The sequence below is a fragment of the Edaphobacter aggregans DSM 19364 genome (assembly GCF_000745965.1).
Classification (GTDB): Bacteria; Acidobacteriota; Terriglobia; order Terriglobales; family Acidobacteriaceae; genus Edaphobacter; species Edaphobacter aggregans.
Genome location: NZ_JQKI01000029.1, coordinates 42,566 through 58,515, shown reverse-complemented (window position 1 = coordinate 58,515; position 15,950 = coordinate 42,566). Strand labels below are relative to the sequence as shown.

The following is a 15,950-nucleotide window of genomic DNA, read 5'->3' as shown; positions in this document are numbered from 1 at the left end:
ACTGCCTCGCAACTCGTTGCTGCGACGGCCGAATAGAACGCGGCTGTTGTAGGCTGGGCGTGCGAGGCGAACGATGGGCTTTTCTCACAGCATGGGCGGCTGCACCTACCGCTTCGACGATCTGAAGACGCTGCTGGCGAAGGCGACTCCGACGCGCTCGGGCGACGTGCTCGCTGGGGTGGCTGCTGAGTCGGAGACGGTCCGGGCGGCGGCTCGCTATGCGCTGGCCGATCTTCCGTTGAAGCATTTCCTGAGCGAGGCGCTCATTCCGTACGAGCAGGATGATGTGACGCGGCTGATCCTCGACACGCACGATACGGAGGCGTTTGCGCCGGTGTCGCACCTGACGGTGGGCCAACTTCGCGAGTGGCTGCTGAGCGACGAGCGGGATGCGGCTTCGCTGGCGGCGTTAAGCCGGGGTTTGACGCCTGAGATGGTTGCAGCGGTCTCGAAGCTGATGCGCAACCAGGATTTGATTCTGACAGCGCGTAAGTGCAGCGTGGTGACGCGGTTTCGCACGACGATCGGGCTGCCGGGACGGATGTCGGTGCGGCTGCAGCCGAATCATCCGACGGACGATACGCAGGGAATCGTGGCGTCGATCATCGACGGGTTGCTGTACGGTTGCGGCGATGCGGTGATCGGGATCAACCCGGCGACGGACAGCGTGGCGATGGCGATGAAGCTGCTTCGGCTGCTGGATGACTTTCGGCTTCGCTACGAGGTGCCGATCCAGAGCTGCGTGCTTGCGCATGTGACCAACACGATGGAGGCGATGGCGCACGGTGCTCCGGTGGATCTGGTGTTTCAGTCCGTCGGGGGAACGCAGAAGACGAATGAGAGCTTCGGGATCTCGCTGGCTCTGCTGCGCGAGGCGCAGCAGGCGGCGATGGCGCTGCGGCGCGGGACGGTGGGAAGCGACTGCATGTACTTCGAGACGGGCCAGGGCAGCGCGCTGTCGGCAGATGCGGCGTTCGGAGTGGACCAGCAGACGTGCGAGGCGCGGGCGTATGGCGTGGCGCGGACGTTTCGTCCGCTGCTTGTGAATTCAGTGGTGGGATTTATCGGGCCGGAGTACCTGTTCGACAGCAAGCAGATCATTCGCGCGGGGCTGGAGGATCACTTCTGCGGCAAGCTGCTAGGGCTGCCGATGGGATGCGATATCTGCTACACGAACCACGCGGAGGCGGACCAGGACGACATGGACTCGCTGCTGACGCTGCTGGCGGTGGCGGGGGTGAACTTCATCATGGGAGTTCCGGGGGCCGACGATATTATGCTGAATTATCAGAGCACGTCGTTTCACGATGCGCTGTATGTTCGAAGCGTGTTGGGATTGAGACGAGCACCGGAGTTTGAAGCTTGGCTGGCGAAGATGCAGATCACGGACGAGAACGGCCGCCTGATCCCGGCGAAGGCCGCAATGAGCCGTCTGTTGCCGGAGATGACCACCTCCAGCCTGCGATGACGCTCGCCGCGCCAGATCCCTGGCAGGCGCTGACGCGATGGACCTCCGCGCGGATCGCGCTGGGGCGAGCGGGAGCGAGTGCGCCGACGCGAGTGAATCTCGACTTCCAGAGAGACCATGCGCTCGCGAGAGATGCCATCCATGCGGCGCTCGACGTGGATGGACTGGAGGCACGGCTGCGGCAGGCGGGGTTCGGAGTGATTCGCGCGTGGAGCATGGCGCGTGAGCGCAGGGAGTATCTCTGCCGGCCGGATCTTGGGAGATCGATTGCGCCGGAGTGCGTGGAGGGCCTGAGGCGCGCGGAGCAGGCTGAGCGGCAGCTTACCGTCGTCATGGCGGATGGGTTGTCCTCGATCGCGGCGGAGACGAATGCGGTTGCGCTGCTCGATGACCTGCGCGCGGGGCTTGAGGGTTGGGTTCTGGATGATGTGGTGATCGCCACGCAGGCGCGGGTTGCTCTTGGGGACGGCATCGGCGAGTTGCGAGGAGCGGAGGCTGTGCTAATGCTGATTGGTGAGCGGCCGGGGTTGAGCTCGCACGATAGTCTCGGGGCCTACCTGACCTATCGGCCTCGAGTGGGGCGAACGGATGCGGAGAGGAACTGCGTCTCCAACATCAGGCCGGGTGGGCTGGGGGCTGATGAGGCAGCATCGAGGTTGGTGCGGCTGCTGAACGGGGCGCGCGCGTTGAAGGCTTCGGGCGTTGCGCTGAAGGACACCTTCGGAATGGACAGCCTTGCCGCTTCGCAGCGTTCGTTCCCGGTTTGACTAGAGGCGGACGACGACGTGGCCGGGACACTGGTTGTTGGCGACCTGCACGAGGCGCTCGATGAGGTCCTCGCCGTAGCGGGCGAGGAACCAGGCACCGGCGAGCAGGCGCTCCTGCGGGTGGCCGTCGGGGAAGAGATTGAGCGTGATGGCCTGGGCGTGCTTTGCGAGCGACGCCTCTTTCTGGAGTTCGTAGGTGGCGGCCATGCGACGCAGGCGACCCATCTGGTAGCGCATCTTGGAGCTGGAGGTCTCGGCCGTGGTCCCGAGGTTGGGGTCGATACCGCGAAGGTACTCGGTCAAGGCGCCAAGCTCAGACTCTAGCGCGTTGCCGACCGCAGCGAGCTTGCGCTTGAGCGGGATGGGCATGGCGCGCGCGCCGAGCCGCAGCGCAAGGTCGTCTGCGGTAGTCATGGCGTCGGGCAGCTGGACCTCGTCCTTCTCCATGACGGCGGTGATGGCGGGCTCGATGAGCGTGGCAGAGAGGCGCGGAAGGACGGGAGTAAGGCGGCCGAGAATCTGTTCGTAGAGCACGGCGCTCTGCGCGAAGTAGGCGATCTCGGCAGGACCGCCAATGTACGCGGCGGTTGGAAATACGGTGTCCTGGAAGACGGGCCGAAGGATGGCGTTCGGGCTGAGGCGCTCAGGGGTACGGTCTAGGATCTCCAGAAGACCCGCGGTGGTGAAGACGTGGGAGTTCGATCGCCACTGGGTCTCGCCGGTGGCAGGGTCGGTGATGCGGTGGAGTGCGATGCGCTCACCTGTGTGCTCGTCGAGGAGAAAGAGGAGCGAGGAGGACTCCGCGACGAGGACCTGGGCGTGGTAGCCGTGGGAGGTGAGCTCGCGGTTGCGTTCGAGCAGAGCGTCGTGGAGCTGATCGGCGCACTCGATGGCGTGGCGCAGCGTGGAGACGCCCATGGCGTGGAACTCGCGGCTGGAGGCGTCGACGACGATGAGGCCCTGCGGGGCGAAGATGTGTGCGATGAGCCTGCCGAACGCCGAGCCGAGTGTTGGCCTTGGGTTGGTCTCGGAGGCGAGGTAAGCCTCGCGGATCGAGTCGGCGATGGGAGCGTAGGCCAGCAGCTCGGTGGCGCGCTCGCGCGCCTGCTCGAGGAGGTGGGCGGTCTCGGGAGTCAGCGCGACCTCGCCGACAGGGATTGGGTGCGGGACGCGCAGGCCAGCCTTGAGGATCTCGACGCTGGTCTTGGTGAGGAGAGCGACCTGATCGACCTCGGGAAGGTCGTGGTCCTCGGTCGCCATCCAGAAGACGGGGACGTGATCGACGCCGGTGATGCGGGTTGCCTCACGCGCGCGGGAGACGGCCGTCGCCGCCTTGAGCAGCGTGAGCAGCGGGCCGCCGAAGAGGACGACCTGCTGGCCGGTGATGACAGCGCGGGCTCCATTGCGAAGGCGCTCGATGTTGGCGAGAGTCTCAGGGCTGGCCGCGAAGGATTGGTTCTGGCGGAGCAATTCGTCGGCGAGCCGGTTGGAGTCGGCAACAGGAGGGAGCGGAGAGCGCATCCAGCCGCCCGCGAAGGGCCCGCCGGAGTCACCGGAGCCATACCAGCGGCGAACCGGAGAGTCCGCTGCGCTGTCGCCCATCACGAGATAGTCGCGGTAGAGCTGCGATATGTGGGGCAACACCGTGATCGGATAACACTCAACGTTCATCGCAGGCCTTCGTCTTCAAGGTCGTTCGTCATGCCGCAGACTCTTGCGATGAATCCGCGAACTATCTCTCTCTACAGATGCTTTGATTTTGCCTTACGGCTCGCCTATTTGATGCGTCCCGGTCGAGATTCGCACTATTTTCTTTGCTTTCGGTTGGATGCCGGTTCAAGCGCTCCCGATGCAGGATGATACCGTAGCCGTATGGCGCAAAAGAAAAAGATTGAGAAGAAAGTGACGGAGAAGAAGTCTCCTGCGGGCAGGCCGGTGAGGAGCCCGGCTGCGACGGTGATCTCTCAGAAGGGGACGAAGACAAACGTGCTCTCGTCGAAGGTCGTCTTCAAGGGCAAGGTCTTCTCGGTCTTCCGGGACGAGGTGATTGAGCCGACCGGCATGAGGAACGTGCGCGAGGTGATCCGGCACAACGGGTCGGTGGTGATCCTCGCGGTGGACGAATCGAAGAATCCCGCCGATCCGGACGTCATCCTGGAGCGGCAGTATCGTCATGCTGCCGGGCAGTTTCTCCTGGAACTTCCGGCAGGGCGGGTCGAGCCTGGCGAGTCGACGCTGGCGGCGGCCAAGCGCGAGATGATCGAAGAGACGGGCTACCGGGCGAAGCGATGGACCTTGCTGACGAAGTACTTTGCCAGTCCAGGATTTCTTGGCGAGTGGATGCAGATCTACCTGGCCCGTGAGATTCGCAACGGCAAGGCGCAGCCGGAGGACGACGAGAAGATCGACGTGGTTCGGATGCCTCTGTCGGAGGCGCTGGCGCTGGTCTCAGCCAATAAAATTCACGACGGCAAGACATTGATCGGGCTGATGCTGTACGACCGCGCGCGACGCCAGGGTTTGCTTTGAATTGAAAGCTCAACGCGTTACCTTTGATGCAGTGGTCTTTACACAATTCCGACAAACTATTTTGTAGGAAACCCGCCTCCTCACTTTTGCGTCAGATGTTTTGAGCTGTCCTGTTTAGGGGGGGACTTCCTCCGGCGGCAGGCACTCGAATCGAACGCAAGGAGTAAGGGTCTTGGCACAGTACAAAGGCACCGTGAAGTGGTTCAACAACGCAAAAGGGTACGGCTTCCTGGGCCGTGATGGCGGAGCCGACGTGTTCGTTCACTACACCTCGATTCAGCGCGAGGGCTACAAGAGCCTGAAGGAAGGCGATGAGGTCGAGTTCGACATTATCCAAGGAGCGAAAGGACCTCAGGCCGATCAGGTCTTCCGTCTCAAAGAAATGGCCAGCTAATCGCTGATTGCGAGTCAGGAGATTCGCTCACCTCTTGATTGCCCTGCCCGCCGCAGCGAGCAGGGCAATCGTTACTTGCGGTGTGTGAGATTTCGCTCCGGGCCGCGGATGCGGCATACTGCTCAGAAGCCAGGTGACTCGAACTCCGGGCTTCGAGCTGGCTTCACACAATGGATAACATCACAATCGCACGAGTGCTGGACGAGACGGCGAATCTGCTTGAGATCGATGCCGCCGATCCCTTCCGCATCCGCTCCTACCGGCGCGCCGCCGAGGCTGTGGAACAACAGACAACACAGCTGGCAACGCTGATCGCGGAGCCGAAACAACTGCTCGCTATCGCGGGAATCGGCAAGGGCATGGCCACGAATATCGTGGACATCGTCTCGACCGGAACGATGCCGCTGCGCGAGGAGCTGCTGACCAAGTACCGCCCGACGATGCTCGAGCTGTTGCGACTGCCGGGCATGGGTCCGAAGACCGTGGCGCTGGTCTGGTCGGCGCTTCAGGTCGCCGATATCGATGCGCTTGAAGAGGCCGCGAAGGCCGGACACCTGAATAAGCTGCCGCGGATGGGCGAGAAGTTTACCGCCAAGCTCCTGAAAGGCATCGAGGACTACCGGAAGAACTCAAGCCGCTTCCGGATCGACCAAGCCAGGGAGCACGCCGACCGCATTTCTATGTTGATCCGCGAGTTTCCGGGCATCGAGGAGATCACCCCGGCCGGTTCCCTGCGGCGCGGGCGAGAGAGCGTGGGCGACCTGGACCTGCTGGTGACCGGCCCGGCGTGCGAGCCGGATGTCGTTACCGCAGCCGTCGAGCATGTCGCGGCGCTGCCGCTGATCGATAAGCTGTTGGCTAAAGGGCAGAACAAGGTGAGCTTCACGCTGAGGAACAACCTGCAGGTGGACGTGCGGCTGCTGCCGCGAGCCAGCTACGGGGCCGCTCTCCAATACTTCACAGGGTCGAAGATGCACAACGTGGCGCTGCGCCAGCGGGCGATCAAGCGCGGCCTGACGCTGAATGAGTACGCTCTGCTGCGCGTGGAGGACAACACGATTGTGGCGGCGGCCACTGAGGAGGCAATCTACCGCGCCCTCGAGATGGACTACATTCCTCCCGAGCTTCGAGAGAACTCCGGGGAGCTGGAGGCAGCGGCGACCCATGCGCTGCCGGAGCTGATCACCCTGACCGACATTCGCGGCGACCTGCATATGCACACCATCGAGACCGATGGATTGAACAGCATCCGCGAGATGGCGGAGGCGGCGTTCGCGCGCGGGCTGAAGTACATCGCGATCACCGACCACTCGAAGAATCTCGCCATGACCAACGGAATGGACGACCGGCGCGCTCTCGAGCACGCAAGGCGCATCCGCGAGGTGGACGGCGAGATGGAAGGACGGATTCGCGTGCTGGCCGGCGTGGAGGTCGACGTCCTTGCCGAAGGCGAACTCGATCTGGCCGACGAGACGCTGGCCGAGATGGACATCGTCGTCGCCAGCGTGCACAGCCGCTTCGATCAGCCGGTCGAGCAGATGACGGAGCGCATCCTGCGCGCAATGGAGAGTCCTCACGTGCGCATCCTGGGGCATCCGACCGGGCGCAAGGTGTTGAAGCGCGATCCTTATGCCGTGCAAATGAACACGATCCTGAAGCGGGCGGCGGAGCTCGGGGTCGCCGTGGAGCACAACGCCAACCCCGCGCGTGCCGACCTTAGCGATCTGCACCTGCGCATGGCGAAGCAGCACGGCTGCCGAATTGTGGTGAACACCGATGCCCACTCCATCGCAGAGCTGGACCTGATGCGATTTGGCATCACGCAGCTTCGCCGCGCATGGCTGACTGCGGCCGATGTGCTCAACACACAGCCTACGGCGGAGGCTTTATTGGCGCAGCTTCGGCCCAGGAGATAAAGCTGCGGCCCGGGCGATAAACGGTTCACGGAAGGACGGGTTATCCTTACAACGTGGCGCAATCCGCGACAACTCCGACGGCCATCTCCGCGCAGAAGTCTGTGGCGGAGCCTGGGCTCTTTGCCGACTACGCGACCCTGTTCAAGGTCCGGGTCACGGTCATGGTCATTATCACGGCCGGGGCCGGGTTCTACCTGGGATCGCTCGCCAGCGGCATCAGTCCGTTTCACGCCGGACTGGTGCAGGCACTGGCCGGAATCGCCGTCGTCACCTGCGGCTCGAGCGCCTTGAATCAGGCCCTGGAGCGGCGCACCGACGCGCTGATGCGGAGAACGTCCAACCGGCCCATGGCCGCGGGACGCATCTCGCTGGCGCACGGGCTTCTGCTGGGATTTGCGGCGATCTTTCTTGGCTCGCTCTACCTGGCGTATACGACGAACCTGCTGACGGGCACGCTCACGCTGCTGACGGCTATCGGCTATGTGGGGATCTACACGCCGCTGAAGCGCATTACGGTCGTGAACACCTTCATCGGTGCATTTCCCGGAGCGCTGCCTCCGTTGATCGGATGGACCGCCGCGCGGGGCGTGATCGAGTGGCCGGCGGTCGCGCTCTTCGCCATCCTCTTCGTGTGGCAGTTTCCGCACTTCATGGCCATCGGATGGATGTACCGCGATGACTACGCCGCTGCGGGAATCCGCCTAACGCCGACGCAGCCGGACGAGCAGTTCGCCGCGCAGTCGACCGTGATCCAAGCCCTCTTCTACGCCGTGCTGATGGTACCGGTGAGCCTGTGGCCGACCTGGCTCGGTGTGACGGGGCACATCTACGGGGTTGTGGCGGCGGTGCTGTCACTCGGCTATCTGTGGTACACAGTGCGATTTGCGCGCATCACCCGCTCGCCGCTGTCTCTGGAGTCGCGCGCCTATGCCCGCGACCTGCTGAAGGCCTCGGTGATCTATCTTCCCCTTCTGATGGCCGCAATGATGCTTGATGCGAAAGGACGCCTGCTCTTCTGATGACGAACGCCCGCTCGACTCTGCCTTCCCCTGAACTTCGTACCCCTCCTGCGATCATCGCGGGAATCATCGCTGTGAGTGCGGCCGCCAGCGCCTTCATCTGCTGGCTGGTGTACTTCCACGCGCCGACGGACGTGGCCGGGACGCAACTCCGCTCGCTGCCGCTGGTGAACGCCATGCTGAACGCGCTCTCGACCATCGCCCTGCTCGCCGGCTACCGGTTCATCCGCGCGCGGCAGATCGCGAAACACCGTGCGGCGATGTTCACGGCCTTCTTCTTCTCGTCGATCTTCCTGGTCTCGTACCTGGTGAACTTTACCCTGCATGGCGAGACGCACTTCGACCGCCTGAGTGCATGGTGGCCCTTCTACTGGAAGCTGCTGCTGTCACACATCCTGCTCTCCGTCATCGCTCTGCCGATGATCCTGATCACGTTCTTTCTCTCGCTGACGGGACGCTTTCCCGCACACCGGCGGCTGGCTCGCTATACCTACCCCATCTGGCTCTATGTCTCGATCACCGGAGTCATCGTGTACTGGATGCAGTCGGCGATCCGCTAACTATGTCCTTCTCTTCCACTATGCAGCCCGACACGCGCAAACTTCTCCGCACCGGCCTCTGGATCTTCGGTACGGGATCGCTGGCGATCCTGGCGGCCTTTACCGTCCTCGGCGGAGTGGGCCGGCAGGGACCGCATACCAACTCCGGCTGGCTGGCGCTGGTGCTGGCCATGGGGTGCCTGCCCACGGGCACACTCACCCTGGTGCTGGCGTTCATGAAGCTGTTTGCTGACCGCCACCGGTGACGCCCAATCTGCTATCCTCAACCTTCATACCTGTAAACAACCAACCGGAGCATCAGCATGGCAAAAGGCGTCAACAAAGTATTTCTTCTGGGCAGACTCGGAAAAGATCCGGAGATGCGCGCTACCGCTGGCGGCATGACCATCGCAAGCTTCACGCTTGCCACTTCCGACCGCCAGAAGGATCAAAGCGGCAACTGGGTCGACAAGACCGAATGGCACAACCTTGTCGCATTTCAGCGTACGGCCGAGATTGTTCGTGACTACTGCAAAAAGGGATCGCAGGTATTCGTAGAAGGTAAGATCCAGACTCGTTCCTGGGATGACAAGGAATCCGGGCAGAAGAAATACCGTACCGAGATTCTCGTCAACGATCTGAGCCTCCTCGACAGCAAATCGTCCGGTGATTCTACCGGCGGCTACTCGCGCTCTAGCACCGCCAGCTTCGACCAGCGCACCGCCGCGTCGCAGCCCGACTATGCCGACCAGGGAATCACGGACGACGACATCCCCTTCTAAACGCGTCCCGCTACGATAAGCAAGGCCCGCCGGCCAACCGATGGCGGGCCTTTTTCATCTCAGAACGCGAAGCGCACGCTGACAACACCGGCGTGGTTGTAGGTATGGATGCTGGTGACCGCCGTCTGGAAGGCGACGCCAGCGACGATGCCGATGCGGCTGTTCGTATCTTCCGGCTTCAGGGAAAACTTGCCGAAGAGGATGCCGGGGCTGAGAAACATCTGGGTCTTTCCATCGCGAGATCCGCCCACATAGGTGGTGGAGTTCAGCTCCAGCTCAGGGAAGAAGTACTTCTTCACGTGGTACTGCGCGACGGTGTTCCAGTGGATGGTGCGCCCGCTGGTCGCGGTCTGCGAGGTCGGAAGACCGCCACCAAGGCTGCTCATGAGCGCGAAATTGCCGAAGCCTTTGCCGGTGAGAAGCGTGGGAGTGAGGACCGCGCTGGGAGCGCCGTTTTTATGGCTGCCGGTGGGGATCGTCCAGGCAAGCGCGCCGCTCACGATGTAGCTGCCATGCTGCTCATTGGCGGAGGCGAAGCGATACTTCAAAAGCAGTGTGGTGTCGCCGATGCCGTCCTCTCCGCCATCGCCATGAACGGCGTAGCCTGGCGGGAGAATGTCGATCTGCGTGTTGGCAAAAGGGATGAGATTGAAGCCCTTGCCGCTGCCGAAGTTCCAGTTTACGTCGCCAGCCGGGGTTATCTGGCGGGTCATGTCGGTGCGGTAGACCTGCGCCAGCTGGGGGAAGGGCGAGATCATCGGGACGGCCCACTTCGGCTGCTTAGCCTGTGTCCTCGTCGCACGCGCCTGCCACTTGTGGGCGAAGTCCTCAACGAAATTGTCGTCCGCCTCGGCGGAAAACGGAGAGAGACCGAGAAACATCAACAGAAATAGAATCCTGCGCAAAAAATGGCTCCTTCTATCCCGTTTGAATCTCAAAAATGAACCTTGCGGAGATCGATGTCCCTCGATCGTCGCCTGTTAGTCTACTAGACGAACGGGTTTAGCTTGGTCGGAAGCGGCCACCGGCTACACTATCTCCATGCTCGACGAAGCCACCTTCCGCCGTGAATCCGACCGCGCCCTTGAGGCCCTGAAGCAATCCCTGATCCTCGCCGAAGAGAAGAGCGACGACGCTCCCTTTGAGACCGAGGAAAAGAACGGCGTGCTGAACGTGGTGTTCGAGGACGACGGCAGCAAGTTCGTCTTTACGCCCAACACCCCCGTGCGGCAGATCTGGATCTCGGCGCTGACGACCAGCTTCAAGCTGGATTGGTCGGAAGAGGCGCGGGCCTTCATCCTTCCCAAGACCGGTGAGGACCTCAAGACGCTCACGTCTCGCCTGCTTCGCGAACAGCTGGGAGATGACGAGGTCTCGCTTTCGTAACCGAAGGGAATGGAACGAAAGAGGGATTCAAAGAACGGCTCATTGACATTGACAATAGCGGGAACGTGTCACAATCCCCTCCAACGCGCCGCTACAATGGAGCCATGCTGAAGTCATCGCTCCTCGGGCCAAAATCCGACAGGTCCGCCGCAGGCGTGTCTCTGCACGATACCCCGAACTCCAGACGGGTCCATGACGAGATGCCCCAAACCCTATCGGTTGCCATCATCACCATGAACGAGGAGCTCAATCTGGCTCGCACGCTGGCCAGCGTTCAGTTTGCGGACGAGGTGATCGTGCTCGACTCCGGCTCGACCGATCGCACGCTCGAGATCGCGCGCTCCTTCGATGCCAAGGTGTACTTCGAGCCGTGGAGGGGCTTCGCTGCGCAAAAGAACTCGGCCATCGAAAAGTGCTCCGGCACATGGATTCTTTCGCTCGACGCCGATGAGGAGCTGACCTTCGATCTCCAGCAGGAGATTCGCCGCCTGCTTGCCCACAATCCCCGGGCGGATGCCTACCTGATCAAGCGCCGAAACCTGTTTCTGAACCGCTGGATACACTACGGCGGCTACTACCCGGACCCCAAACTGCGGCTCTTCCGCCGCCACTCTGCCAACTTCGCTCCGCCGGCGCGCTTTACCGAGAGGCCGGTGCACGAGACGATCGCCTTCGACGGCAACCTTGAGACGCTCCAGTACGACCTGATCCATCACGCCTACCCCACCATTGAGAGCTACATCGAGCACATGGACCGCTACAGCACCCTCGGCGCCGAGATCATCGTCGCAAAGGGCAAGACCGGCCGCGCGTGGTTCGGCTTCTACTACAACGTGCTCGCGATCCCAGCCCTTACATTTCTGTGGAATTACATCTTCCGGTTAGGCTTCCTCGACGGACGCGAGGGATTTCTGCTGCACTTCTATCACTCCACCTACACGAGCTGGAAGTACTCCAAGGCGTGGCAGACTACACGAAACGGCTAGCGCCGCCGTGCTACAACAGACGCATGCCCAGACATTCGGCCCTGTGTATCCTGCTCCTTACTGTCTCTCTTTCTGCGCAAACCACAGGAAAGTCGGCCGCAGAGGCTGCCAGCCTCATTCAGCCTGCCGATCTGAAGGCCGACATCTTCTTTCTTGCCTCGGATGATCTCGCCGGCCGCAATATTGGCAGCCGCGAAGATCGCATCGCCACCGGCTACATCGCAGCGGAGTTTATGCGGCTCGGCCTCAAACCGATGGGCGACGACGGCACCTTCTTTCAGAACCTGGACGTCGTGACCGGAAACCTGGACGCCGAACACACATCACTGATCGCAACCGTTGGCGGCACCGAGCACCACTACAAGCTCAATCAGGACTTCCAGTGGGCCCACCAGAGCCTTCGTCCCACGCAGTCCTGCGGCCAGGTCGTCTTTGCCGGGTATGGCATCAGCGCTCCCGAGTTCGCCTACGATGATCTGGCCGGAGTCGACCTCAAGGGCAAGGTCGCGCTCGTCTTCCTGCGCGAGCCGCAAGCGAACGATCCCGCCTCGAAGTTCCTGGGAATGCTCGACAGCTACCACGCTTTCTACTGGCAGAAGATCGAGGAACTGCGCAAGCACGGCGCCGCCGGCGTGCTCGTCGTTCAGGACCGCGTGCCGCGCGACGTCAAGCCGATCCCCGCGAGTTCGCCGCGCCCATCCGGCGGGCCTTCGTATGCGCTCGCGGGCGAGATGTGGGACATCCCCGTCTTCCTCGTCAAGCGTAATGTCGCAGACCAGCTCCTCGCTCCATCCGGCAAGACGGCCGATGGCCTGCAAGCCGAGATCGACCGCTCGGCCCAGCCGAACTCCTTCGCGGTGCCGCAAAGCTCTGCGTGCCTGACGAAATCATTCACCGCGCTCGAAACCCACAAGGGCCGCAACGTCATCGCCATGCTTGAAGGCTCCGACCCGAAGCTCAAGGCGCAGACGATCATCGTGATGGCGCATCACGACCACATGGGCACGGCCGACGGACACATCTACCACGGGGCCGACGACAACGCCTCAGGCATCGCCGGAGTCCTCGGAGTCGCGCGCGCCATGGTGAAGGGGAACGTCCGTCCCAAACGCAGCGTTCTGTTCATCGCCTACGACGGCGAAGAGCGCATCTTCCTCGGGTCGTACTTCTACGTCACGCATCCCGCGGTCCCGCTCAGCCAGACCGTCGCGACGCTGAACCTCGACATGATCGGCCGCGATGAAGACGACCCCAACTGGCCAACTCCCGCCGACCGCAACGTAAACATGGTGAATGTTCTGGGAACCCGCTACAACCCCGCGCTTCGTGGGATCATTGACCGCCAGAACGCAGCCGAAGGGCTGAAGCTCGACTACAAGATGGACCGGATCGATCCCGATTCGCTCTGGTCGCGCAGCGACCACTTCTGGTTCGCCGCGCTGCACATCCCGCAGGCGGAGTTCCAGACCGGCTTGCACCCCGACTACCACACCGAGAACGACACCTGGCAGAAGATCAACTATCCCAAGACGACGAAGATCGTGCGTCTTGTCTTTCTCTCCGTCGCCGATCTGGCAAACTCAGGCACGCCAATCCCCTTCGTCGCGACAGGATCGCCGTTGCCTGCGGAACAACGCTAATCCGGATATACTCACGAGCGCATGACGAAGCCGCCCATTCGCGTTCTGGTAGCCAAGCCCGGCCTCGACGGCCACGACCGCGGCGCGAAGATCATCGCCCGCGCCCTGCGCGACGCCGGCATGGAGGTGATCTACACCGGCCTCCGCCAGACGCCGGAGATGATCGTCTCCGCCGCAATTCAGGAGGATGTCGATTGCATCGGGCTCTCGATCCTCTCGGGCGCGCACAACGTTATCGTCCCGCGCATCGCCTCCCTGCTGCGGGAACGGAGCGCTGAAGACATCCTGCTCGTCCTCGGCGGAACCATTCCGGACGAAGATTTTGCACGCCTGAAGGAAAGCGGCGTCGCGGCCATCTTCGGCCCCGGAACGCCGCTCGAAACAACGGTTCAGTTCATCCGCGAAAACGTGAAGCCTCGCGGCCTGCTTACCAGCTGATCGGCTGGCCCATGTGGAAGAACCCGCCCGTGGGACCATCGGCGCCCAGCGTAGCCAGCTCCACCTCGGTCTTCGCGCCGTCGACGACATCCATCGGCGCCGCGTCCGTCCCCATGTCCGTCTTCACCCAGCCGGGATGCGCGGAGTTCACCTTGATCTTCGTGCCCTTCAATTCATGCGCCAGATGTACGGTGTAAGCATTCTGGGCCGTCTTCGAGGAGTCATAGGCGAGCGCCTTCGCCTCGTAGATCGGCGATCCCTCCGTGGCGTGCAGCGTCAGCGAGCCGAGAATGCTCGAGACGTTGACAATGCGCCCGGCATCGCTCTTCTTCAGCAGAGGAAGAAACTCATTGGTGACTGTAACGACCGAGAAGAAATTCGTTTCAAAGGTCTTGCGAAGAATCTCCTCCGAGACGCTGGAGCTGTTGTTCCCGCCAATGGGCTCCATCATCACGCCGGCGTTGTTGACCAGAATGTCCAGCCTGCCAAACTCTTTTTCGATCCTCTCGGCAGCCGCCTTCACATCCGCAGGATTCACGACGTCAAACTTCACCGCGCGCGCGTCGATCCCTTCCTTCTTCAACTGCTCAGCTGCCGCCTCGCCTTTGGCAAGGTCGCGGGCTCCAAGAAAGACGACGATGCCTTTCTTACCCAGCTGACGTGCTGTCTCAAAACCAATTCCCTTGTTAGCGCCCGAGATCAGCGCAACCTTCTGTGTGCTCATCGCATTTGCTCCCTTAAGTTTGAATTTGAAATGACACCGATTCAGCCTATCTGATGAGGACCGCGGCGAAACGCTTCGCGTACTTCTCCGGCAGCAAGTGCTTCTTCATGTCCCTGCCCACCACCACATGCACCGTCTCACCCTCGCACAGCAGCGTGTGATCGGCGGCTCTCACAATCCTGTAACCAAACTTCACCACTGCACCGCGCGCCGCCAACAGCCGCGTCTCGATCACCAGCTCGTCATCATAGCGCGCCGGAGACTTGTAGCGCGCCGAGACGTCCACCACGGCGATTCCGATGCCGTCCTCCTGCTCCATCGTGCGGTAGTCCATCCCCATGTTGCGGATGAACTCCACACGGCCCACCTCGAACCACACGAGATAGTTCGCGTGGTACACAACCCCCATCTGGTCGGTCTCTGCGTAGCGCACGCGCACACGCGCCTCGCTGACAAACGGCTTCCCTGCAGCTTCACTCATCCGTTCAGTCTATCGAAGACCACCGCCCGGCGACCCCGCTCCGGCACCAAAACTAGGCCTTCCCCCAGGCCGGCTTGCGCTTCTCCAGAAACGCCGTTACGCCCTCGCGAAAATCATGCATCATCCGGGCCTCAGAGTTCGCCGTGAGCGCATGTGCGATCGCTGCGTCGAGCCACACGCGGTTCTGCTGCGCCATCAGCCGCTTGGTCGCTGCTATCGACTGCGGACTGTTCGCCTTCAGGGTATTCGCCAGCGCCAACGCCCGCTCCGACAGCTCCTCCGGAGGTACCACCTCGTTCACCAGGCCAAGCCCCTCAGCCTCCTCCGACGTGAAGAGACGCCCCGTCAGCAGCAGATCGCGCGCCCGCTTGTCGCCGATCTGAAGCGCGAGAAACGCCGACACCACCGCCGGCACAAACCCAATCTTCACCTCAGTGAACCCGAACTTCACTCCCGGAGCAGCCAGCGTGAAGTCGCAGATCGTCGCGAGGCCGGTGCCACCGGCGATCGCCGCGCCATGCACAACCGCAATCGTCGGCTTCGGCAGATCATAGAGCGTGCGGAAGAGCCGCGAGACGCGCTCGGCATCGGCAACGTGCTCGGACTGCGACTTCCCCGCGATCGCCTGCAGGTGCACCATATCCAGACCGGCGCAGAACGCCTCACCTGCTCCGGTGAGCATCACAACCCGGCAGTGATCAGCTGCTGCCTTCTCGAACGCGGCGATCAACTCGTCTTGCATCTCCGGAGTCATCGCATTGCGCCGCTCCGGACGGTTCAGCATGATCGTCTTCACGCCGTCGTCTTCACTCACCAGAATCGTCTTGTAACTCACCACGTCTCCAATCGTTCACCTGCTGTTTTACTGACTCGCTGACTCG

At 62.3% G+C, this 15,950-nt stretch carries 18 protein-coding genes; 13 read left to right on the top strand and 5 right to left on the bottom strand.

Annotated elements, in window-relative coordinates; genetic code table 11:
* Window positions 1–73 precede the first annotated feature (73 nt).
* Window positions 74–1,468 (top strand): ethanolamine ammonia-lyase subunit EutB, encoded by a 1,395-nt coding sequence (locus tag Q363_RS14340; protein WP_035351282.1) that lies wholly within the window; start codon window positions 74–76, stop codon window positions 1,466–1,468.
* Window positions 1,465–2,235 carry an ethanolamine ammonia-lyase subunit EutC gene (gene eutC / locus Q363_RS14335; protein WP_035351279.1) on the top strand — a complete coding sequence of 257 codons (771 nt, stop codon included), beginning with the start codon at window positions 1,465–1,467 and terminating at the stop codon, window positions 2,233–2,235. The genes Q363_RS14340 and eutC overlap by 4 nt, the downstream gene beginning before the upstream one ends.
* Here the strand turns inward: eutC and bshC are convergent, their stop codons facing one another.
* Window positions 2,236–3,906, bottom strand: a complete 1,671-nt coding sequence (gene bshC / locus Q363_RS14330; protein ID WP_035351276.1) for a bacillithiol biosynthesis cysteine-adding enzyme BshC — start codon at window positions 3,904–3,906, stop codon at window positions 2,236–2,238.
* Window positions 3,907–4,107: 201 nt separating this feature from the next.
* On the opposite strand from bshC, the gene Q363_RS14325 reads away from it, so the two are divergent.
* The 7 genes from Q363_RS14325 (at window position 4,108) to Q363_RS14295 (ending at window position 9,414) form a co-directional block, all read left to right on the top strand.
* Complete coding sequence (locus Q363_RS14325; protein ID WP_051978767.1) at window positions 4,108–4,764, top strand: NUDIX hydrolase; 657 nt, start codon at window positions 4,108–4,110, stop codon at window positions 4,762–4,764.
* A 172-nt stretch (window positions 4,765–4,936) separates the two neighbouring features.
* On the top strand, window positions 4,937–5,158 hold the full coding sequence (locus tag Q363_RS14320; RefSeq protein WP_035351274.1) for a cold shock domain-containing protein: 222 nt from the start codon (window positions 4,937–4,939) through the stop codon (window positions 5,156–5,158).
* 170 nt (window positions 5,159–5,328) lie between these two features.
* Complete coding sequence (gene polX / locus Q363_RS14315; RefSeq protein WP_035351272.1) at window positions 5,329–7,074, top strand: DNA polymerase/3'-5' exonuclease PolX; 1,746 nt, start codon at window positions 5,329–5,331, stop codon at window positions 7,072–7,074.
* A 53-nt stretch (window positions 7,075–7,127) separates the two neighbouring features.
* A complete protein-coding gene (gene cyoE / locus Q363_RS14310) occupies window positions 7,128–8,093 on the top strand; it encodes a heme o synthase (protein WP_035351271.1) in 966 nt (321 codons plus the stop codon).
* The gene (locus Q363_RS14305; RefSeq protein WP_035351270.1) at window positions 8,093–8,653 is read left to right on the top strand and encodes a DUF420 domain-containing protein; all 561 of its coding nucleotides are present in this window, start codon (window positions 8,093–8,095) and stop codon (window positions 8,651–8,653) included. The genes cyoE and Q363_RS14305 overlap by 1 nt, the downstream gene beginning before the upstream one ends.
* 2 nt (window positions 8,654–8,655) lie before the next feature.
* Window positions 8,656–8,898, top strand: a complete 243-nt coding sequence (locus Q363_RS14300) for a hypothetical protein (RefSeq protein ID WP_245632222.1) — start codon at window positions 8,656–8,658, stop codon at window positions 8,896–8,898.
* A 57-nt stretch (window positions 8,899–8,955) separates the two neighbouring features.
* A complete protein-coding gene (locus Q363_RS14295; protein ID WP_035351268.1) occupies window positions 8,956–9,414 on the top strand; it encodes a single-stranded DNA-binding protein in 459 nt (152 codons plus the stop codon).
* A gap of 59 nt (window positions 9,415–9,473) precedes the next feature.
* Here the strand turns inward: Q363_RS14295 and Q363_RS14290 are convergent, their stop codons facing one another.
* Window positions 9,474–10,319 (bottom strand): hypothetical protein, encoded by an 846-nt coding sequence (locus Q363_RS14290; RefSeq protein ID WP_157466875.1) that lies wholly within the window; start codon window positions 10,317–10,319, stop codon window positions 9,474–9,476.
* A gap of 136 nt (window positions 10,320–10,455) precedes the next feature.
* On the opposite strand from Q363_RS14290, the gene cyaY reads away from it, so the two are divergent.
* The 4 genes from cyaY to Q363_RS14270 all read left to right on the top strand — a co-directional run bounded on the left by cyaY (window position 10,456) and on the right by Q363_RS14270 (window position 13,864).
* On the top strand, window positions 10,456–10,800 hold the full coding sequence (cyaY, locus tag Q363_RS14285) for an iron donor protein CyaY (RefSeq protein WP_035351264.1): 345 nt from the start codon (window positions 10,456–10,458) through the stop codon (window positions 10,798–10,800).
* Window positions 10,801–10,904: 104 nt separating this feature from the next.
* A complete protein-coding gene (locus tag Q363_RS14280; RefSeq protein ID WP_342667414.1) occupies window positions 10,905–11,786 on the top strand; it encodes a glycosyltransferase family 2 protein in 882 nt (293 codons plus the stop codon).
* 23 nt (window positions 11,787–11,809) lie between these two features.
* Window positions 11,810–13,426 carry a M28 family peptidase gene (locus Q363_RS14275; protein WP_051978766.1) on the top strand — a complete coding sequence of 539 codons (1,617 nt, stop codon included), beginning with the start codon at window positions 11,810–11,812 and terminating at the stop codon, window positions 13,424–13,426.
* 21 nt (window positions 13,427–13,447) lie between these two features.
* Window positions 13,448–13,864: a cobalamin B12-binding domain-containing protein gene (locus tag Q363_RS14270; protein ID WP_035351262.1), complete on the top strand. Its 417-nt coding sequence runs from the start codon at window positions 13,448–13,450 to the stop codon at window positions 13,862–13,864.
* Here the strand turns inward: Q363_RS14270 and Q363_RS14265 are convergent.
* The 3 genes from Q363_RS14265 to Q363_RS14255 are packed head-to-tail and all read right to left on the bottom strand — an operon-like array spanning window position 13,854 to window position 15,904.
* Window positions 13,854–14,588 carry an SDR family oxidoreductase gene (locus tag Q363_RS14265; protein WP_035351259.1) on the bottom strand — a complete coding sequence of 245 codons (735 nt, stop codon included), beginning with the start codon at window positions 14,586–14,588 and terminating at the stop codon, window positions 13,854–13,856. The genes Q363_RS14270 and Q363_RS14265 overlap by 11 nt on opposite strands.
* Before the next feature lie 46 nt (window positions 14,589–14,634).
* Window positions 14,635–15,069, bottom strand: coding sequence for an acyl-CoA thioesterase (locus Q363_RS14260; RefSeq protein WP_035351256.1), 435 nt, complete (start codon window positions 15,067–15,069; stop codon window positions 14,635–14,637).
* 52 nt (window positions 15,070–15,121) lie between these two features.
* Complete coding sequence (locus Q363_RS14255; protein WP_035351255.1) at window positions 15,122–15,904, bottom strand: enoyl-CoA hydratase/isomerase family protein; 783 nt, start codon at window positions 15,902–15,904, stop codon at window positions 15,122–15,124.
* Between the last annotated feature and the right edge of the window lie 46 nt (window positions 15,905–15,950).